The 6,066-nt window shown below is 63.2% G+C and carries 6 protein-coding genes; 1 reads left to right on the forward strand and 5 read right to left on the reverse strand.

The genetic code is table 11. The annotated features are described in order from the left end of the window. Positions 1-66: 66 nt before the first annotated feature. Positions 67-465: a GAF domain-containing protein gene (locus QT222_RS08040; protein WP_491476862.1), complete on the forward strand. Its 399-nt coding sequence runs from the start codon at positions 67-69 to the stop codon at positions 463-465. Positions 466-671: 206 nt separating this feature from the next. Here QT222_RS08040 and fer read toward each other — a convergent pair whose 3' ends face one another. The 5 genes from fer to QT222_RS08065 form a co-directional block, all read right to left on the reverse strand. Beyond that, complete coding sequence (fer, locus tag QT222_RS08045) at positions 672-1,061, reverse strand: ferredoxin Fer (RefSeq protein ID WP_004058891.1); 390 nt, start codon at positions 1,059-1,061, stop codon at positions 672-674. A gap of 174 nt (positions 1,062-1,235) precedes the next feature. Beyond that, complete coding sequence (locus tag QT222_RS08050; RefSeq protein ID WP_491476865.1) at positions 1,236-2,357, reverse strand: inorganic phosphate transporter; 1,122 nt, start codon at positions 2,355-2,357, stop codon at positions 1,236-1,238. Positions 2,358-2,589: 232 nt separating this feature from the next. Continuing rightward, positions 2,590-3,936, reverse strand: coding sequence for an O-acetylhomoserine aminocarboxypropyltransferase/cysteine synthase family protein (locus QT222_RS08055; RefSeq protein ID WP_491476863.1), 1,347 nt, complete (start codon positions 3,934-3,936; stop codon positions 2,590-2,592). 133 nt (positions 3,937-4,069) lie between these two features. Continuing rightward, the gene (gene metX, locus QT222_RS08060; RefSeq protein ID WP_004058886.1) at positions 4,070-5,317 is read right to left on the reverse strand and encodes a homoserine O-acetyltransferase MetX; all 1,248 of its coding nucleotides are present in this window, start codon (positions 5,315-5,317) and stop codon (positions 4,070-4,072) included. Further along, the coding region (locus QT222_RS08065) for a PLP-dependent transferase (protein ID WP_491476864.1) at positions 5,314-6,066 on the reverse strand (753 nt) is incomplete at its 5' end. The genes QT222_RS08065 and metX, both read right to left, overlap by 4 nt.

Here is a 6,066-nt window from a genome sequence, read left to right on the forward strand (position 1 = left end):
CCGTATACGTTTGCCATGGTCGGCTAGCTCTCTTCCGACTTCGAGCAGCTCTTGGGAAGATATTGGGTGAGCGTCGACAAGCGCGGCCTTGAGTCCGTAATGGTGTCCGAAAACCGAGTGCTCGGGCATCAACCAGCCGCGAAAGCCGTCCAGACGCAGGAAGTACAGGTCGTCGAAAACATCCCTGAAGAGGTCTCGGCCGAGACGGAAGAAGACGAGACGGCTGAACACGAATTCGAGTCAGTCGCCGCCATCCCTATCGTGTTCGAATCCGTCCACGGCGTGCTCGTCGTCTACGCTGACCGTCCGTATGCGTTCGACGAGCAAGAACGCGAAGTGCTTGGGGAACTCGGCCGGACCATCGGATACGCCATCACCACGCTCGAAGCACAGGGAGAGCAAGTAGAACCGGACGCCGATTCGTCACACGACCCGATAGAAAACGAGTATGAGGATCAGGGGTAACCGTAAGAGTCCCTCCGGGAGGCGGCGAGCAAGGGGATAGACAGCGCTCACGTTGGCCCCTTGTTCGCACAGGCGATGGTTCTGAAGGGGAACCGGATTTCTAACGAATAGCTACGTAATACCTCAAAAAGTGCGAATACTAGGGTTCGGTTCTCGGCACAAGGCCGAAACCGAGCATCGCGTCAAACGCGCGTGTAACGGCGTTGTTAGATGACGCGGTTCTGCAGGTAGTCGAGGTGCTTCGCGTTGTAAACAATCTTGACCTCGTCAGCGACTGGCGAACCGATGCAGGTGAGACGGACGTTCTTGTCGTTGACTTCCTCGTCGGAGAGGATCTGCTGCATGTCCATCTCGATTTCGCCTTCCTTCAGGATGGAAGCACAGTTCGCACAGGCACCTGCGCGGCAGCTGAAGGGCCAGTCGTAGCCCTGCGCCTCGGCGGCTTCCAGGATGTACTCGCCCTGGTTGACCTCCATCTCACCGTAGTCTTCGGCGTCGAGACCGGCGTCAGCAGCCTTCTCGAAGAGGTCGTCGTCGTCGAGGTCCCAGCCTTGGTCATCAAGAGCTTCGTAGTTGAGGTAGGTTACCGTGGGCATCAACAAGCGATTCGGAGGCCACCCCATTAGACTTTGCTGTTCCGTGCGCCGATTTAGCCTACATGACGGCAATTATCACAGATAACGGGTGACATATGACACGTTTTCGGAAGGTTGCTGGCAACAGATAGTCGGCGATAGAAAGCTGGCAGCGAACGTCTGACAGCGGTATTTCTAGATAACGCCCGAAGAGAACAGCGCGTACGAAGTAATCGCTGAGAGCGAAGGCGTAAGCATCCAGAAGAAGATGACGCGCCCGGTCGTTCCGGGGTCGAACAGGTCCTGTGCGGAGAGTTCGTCGGGTGCTTCTTCGCCCATCTTCGGAACCTCGTCTTCGCGTTCGGCGGCGAGCGCGTTGACTGATACCTGCGGCGATTCACTGCCACTCAGTGCCTCACCGAGGGTGACAGTCCGGGTTGCACGGCCCCAACCGAGTCCGACGATGCACATGGTGGCGCTCACTGCGAGACTCGCCGGGATGCCGATTGCGGAGAGAAACGAGATGAGTGATGCACTCACTGTTTCGACGATAAGCGCCGCGAGGATAGGCAGTTGGGTGAGGTCGTTGCCGACGGTGTCGAGCGTCCGTCGGGCGATAGTGAACGCACCGAGTCCGATTGCACCGCCAGCGAGAAGAATTCCCGTGTTCATCTCGACCGAGCCGTTGCCGACGAGCGGGGCAACTGCGTTGGCGACGTTCGAGGCTCCCGCCGAAAACGCCATGTAACAGGCGACAGCGACAACGAGGACGGTACTCCCAAACTCGCGGTGGGTCGTGTTCGGCCCGAGCCGCAACTGTGGAATGCCACCGTTTCGGTCGAGTTCCACGAGCGGGCCGGGACTCCGGTCGAGTTTGAGCCACGCGTCGAGGTAGGGGTAGACATAGCGACCAATGACCGCACAGACCCAAAAGGCGATGACGGGCGCGACAATCCACCACGAGATGATTTCGAGCATCACGCCGGAGTCGAGCGACCCGTGGGCGAGGCCGAGACCGGCGATAGCCCCCACGGCCGTCATCGACGTGGAAGCCGGGACGCCGAAGGTGTTTGAGACGAGGAGCGCCAGACCGACGAAGAAGAGGACGGTGACGCTCGCCACGAGCGTAAACTCGCTCTGCGGGACGATTTCACCGCCCATCTTGTCGACGACTTCCCGCCCCAAGGTCCACCCGCCGAGCAGGGCGAAGCCCGTCATCAACGCCGCCGCGGGGAGTTTCCCGAGCACATCGCTTCCGACTGCCGGGCCGAAGGCGACCCCCGTGGACGACCCAACAATGTTGAATCCGACGAACACTGCCACCAGAAGTCCGACGAAGAGGAGTGCTTCTACCACGCAGTCATCTACTGGCCCAGACACAAAAGTGACGGCGGTTGATTGGTGGGGGGTCGCCGGAGAGTCGGGAAGCCATCTGGGAGTTACTGGAAAGCCATTTGGGAGTTACTGGAAAGTCATCTGGGAGTTACTGGAAAGCCATCTGGGAGTTACTGGAAAGCCATCTGGGAGTCGTCGAAGAGTCGCCGCGCCCTTAGTTCGACGCCGCGCGGATAGCCTGGTCGAGGTCGGCGATAATATCGTCAACGTCCTCGATTCCGACCGAGAGGCGGACCATATCGGGCGTGACGCCCGCCGCAGTCTGTTCTTCTTCGGTGAGTTGCTGGTGCGTCGTCGACGCGGGGTGGATGACGAGCGTCTTCGCGTCGCCGACGTTGGCGAGGAGCGACGCGAGTTCGACGTTGTTGACGGTTCCTTTCGCGGCCTCGTAGCCGTCGGCGAGGCCGAAGGTAATCATGCCGCCGTACCCACCAGCGGACGTTCCGCCCGCCGAGGTGCCACTCGCACTGCTCGCGGCACCGCCGTCGAGATATTTCGAGGCTGCCTCGTGGGTCTCGTGGGATTCGAGACCGGGGTAGTTTACCCACGACACCTTCTCGTGGTCGTCTAAGAACTCCGCGACGGCCTGGGCATTCTCGCAGTGTGCGCGCATCCGAAGCGGGAGCGATTCGAGCTTTTCGAGCGTCTGCCACGCGTCGAACGGCGACTGGGAGTTACCGAGGTCGCGCAGGCCACGGGCGATGGCCGCGTAGGTGAACGCGGCGTCGCCGAACGTCTCCGAGAAGTTGACGCCGTGGTACGCCGGGTTCGGCTTGGCAATCTCGGGGTAGTCGTCGGCGTATTCGTCCCACGGGAAGGTGCCGCCGTCGACGAGAACCCCGCCGATGGTCGTTCCGGCACCGTGAATCCATTTCGTCGTGGACTGCCAGACGAGGTCTGCGCCGTGTTCGATGGGGTTGCACAGGTAGGGCGTCGCGAACGTGTTGTCCACGAAAAGCGGCGTTCCGTGGTTGTGAGCCACCTCGGCGATAGCCTCGATGTCGGGTGTCACGAGCGCCGGATTGCCGATGGTTTCGAGGTGGACGAAGGCGGTGTCCTCGTCGATGGCTTCCTCGTAGGCGTCCACGTCGAGCGTGTCGACGAAACGAGTCGTGACGCCCCGGCGCTCGACGGTATGCGTGAGGTACGTGTAGGTTCCGCCGTAGAGCGAGGAGGCCGAGACGATGTTGTCACCCGCGGAGGCAAGCAGAAAGTTTGCGAGGTCGAACGCGGCCATGCCGGACGAGGTGGCGACCGCGCCCACGCCGCCTTCGAGCGAAGCGAGGCGTTCCTGCAGCATCCCGACCGTCGGGTTCATCAGGCGGGAGTAGATGTGGCCGGGTTTTTCGAGGGCGAACTGCGCCGCAGCGTCGGCAGCGTCGTCGAAGACGTACGACGTAGTCTGATACAGTGGTGGTGCGCGAGCGCCGGTATCGGGGTCGGGGTCCTGTCCGGCGTGCAGGCTCCGGGTGCTGAACCCGGGCGTGTCATCGTCGCTCATGTATCGACCGTCGGCAGGGACCGGCCTAAATCGAGGTGTCGCTTGCAATTCCCGCCGGTGTCTGGGATTGTGTGGCACGCATGGCTCTCGGCTGCAGTCGGGATTGTGCACCCCTCACCGTGTCTCCCGTCGGTTACCGACTGAACAGTGACGAATGAACCGGCGCGAAATCCGCCTCTAACTCGGATTCGCCGCCATCAGTCGCTGTGTCAGTCACGGCCCGACCCGCGACGCCTTCGGCGACGAAGTCTTCGAGCGGCGGGCCGACCTTCTCGGGTTCGACGAGGAAGGCGTCGTGGCCGTGGTCGGACTCGATAATGTGGTGCGCGACCGGGACACCGACACGCCGGAATTCACCTGCTAGCGCCTCTGACTGTTCGGTCGTGAAATGCCAGTCGCCGGTGAACGAGACGAGGAGTGCCTCGCCTTCGTACGCGGCAAGCGCAGCAGCGTCCGACTCGTACCCTTCCGAGAGGTCGAAGTCGTCCATGGCTCGCGTGAGGTAGAGATACGAGTTAGCGTCGAACCGCTCCGTGAACTTCTCGGCCTGGTAGTCGAGGTACGACTCGACCTCGCGGTAGGGGAAGAACGCCGCGGCCGAGTCCGCCGGGTAGGCGTCGCCGCGGCCGCCGCGTCCCGCAGACCGCCGGCCGAACTTCCTGTCCATCGAGTCCTTCGAGAGGTACATCAGGTGGCCGATTTGCCGGGCGAGTCCGAGGCCCGCGTCGGGCGACGGGCGGTCCTCGCCGTAGTAGTCGCCGCCGTTCCAGTTCGGGTCGGTCGTGATGGCGCGCCGAGCGACAGCATCGAGACCGAGACACTGCGGGTCGAGGCGCGCCGCGGACGCGACGACGACGATGCGCTCTACGTCGTCGGGATACTGGACGGCCCAATCGAGGGCGTTCATCCCGCCGACTGACCCGCCGACGACGGCGTGCAGTCGGCCGACGCCGAGGGAGTCGAGCAGTCGCCGCTGGGCGTGGGTCCAATCCGTGACGGTGACTGGCGGGAAGTCCGTCCCCCACGGTTCGCCGTCGGGACCCTCGCTCGCCGGGCCGCTGGTACCGTAACACGACCCCGGAACGTTCACGCAGACGACGTAGTACTCGTTCGTGTCGATGGCCTTGCCCGGCCCGACGATGTCGGACCACCACGCGCGTGCCTGTCCGGAGACGCCCGATTCGGTTCCGTGGCCCGCGACGTGTTGGCTGCCGGTGAGACCGTGGCAGACGACGACCGCGTTTTCGCCCGTGAACTCGCCGTAGGCCTCGTAGGCCACGTGCAGATTAGGAATGTATTCGCCCGACTCGAACTGGTGTTCGCCGAGGTCGATAACTCCCGATTCGACCTGTCGCCCAACTGGCGTCCGTGTTCGACTCATGGGTCCTCCGCTTCGTCGTCCGCCGCACCATCGTCCACAACCCCATCCTGCGCCTGCTGGTTCAGTGCGCACTCGATTGCCTGGTCGAGGTCGGCGATGATGTCGTCGGCGTCCTCGATACCGACCGAGAGGCGGAGCATGTCGGGTGCGACACCCGCAGCGCGCTGTTCGTCAATCGAGAGCTGGGCGTGGGTCGTCGATGCCGGGTGAATGAGGACCGTCTTCGCGTCGCCGATATTGGCGAGGAAGCTCACGAGGTCGACTGACTCGCAGACGGTCTTTGCGGCCCCGTAGGCGGCCTCGTCGTCGGTCCCGTCGAGACCGAAGGTGAGCATGCCCGCGTATCCACCCTCCAAATACCGCGACGCGAGGTCGTGCGTCTCGTGGTCCTCGAATCCGGGGTAGGTGACCCACGCGACGCCCTCGCGGTCCCGAAGGAACTCCGCAACCCGACGGGCGTTCTCGCAGTGGGCTTCCATTCGGAGCGCGAGGGTTTCGACGCCTTGGAGCGTCTGCCACGCATCGAAGGGAGACTGGCAACTACCGGTACTCCGAACTGCACGCTGGCGGACGGCCTCCGCGAAGGCGCGCTCGCCGAATCGCTCGACGAAATCGCCGCCGAACGCCGGGTTCGACCCGGAGAGTTCGTCGTAGTCGGCCGCGTCCCACGGGAAGGTCCCGCCGTCGACGACGACGCCGCCGATAGTCGTGCCGGACCCGTGGAGCCACTTCGTCGTGGACTCCCAGAC

It is taken from the genome of Haloferax sp. s1 (genome assembly GCF_058382125.1).